A 429-nucleotide genomic window follows, 5' to 3' on the forward strand; every position below is an offset into this window, starting at 1 on the left:
CGACTCTGTTGCGCAAATCGGCTGTTAGGCGAGGTTCCCCTATCCCCGGACAGACTTACCCCACGACCTCAGTGACAGGTATGCCGAGCGCGGTGTAGCCATTCAGGACGGCTATGCGGATCTGGAGTTCAGCGACCTGACGGTCGAAGTCCCGCGCCATGAGGCGCTGCCCCAGCAGTTTCACACAGTGCATCTTCGTTTCGACGCGGCTTCGGCGGTGATAACCGCTCCAGTTTCGCCAGAGCGCCCGACCGAGATACTTCGACGCCCGCAAGGCTTCGTTTCGTGCGACCGCTCCGAGGGTGTTCGACTTCCATGGTTTTGCGTTCTTGCGGGGTGGGATGACGGCGGCAGCGCCTCGATCCGCAATGGCCTCATGGCACTTGCGCGTGTCATAGGCGCCGTCTGCGGTGACGCTACCGATCTCCT

General features: G+C 62.0%; 1 protein-coding gene. It reads right to left on the bottom strand.

The annotated features are described in order from the left end of the window. Positions 1–55: 55 nt before the first annotated feature. Positions 56–429: IS5 family transposase (locus CVV76_RS24490; RefSeq protein ID WP_146010403.1), on the bottom strand; the 374-nt coding region annotated here is incomplete at its 5' end.

It is taken from the genome of Acidimangrovimonas sediminis, from assembly GCF_002871005.1.
Classification (GTDB): Bacteria; Pseudomonadota; Alphaproteobacteria; order Rhodobacterales; family Rhodobacteraceae; genus Acidimangrovimonas; species Acidimangrovimonas sediminis.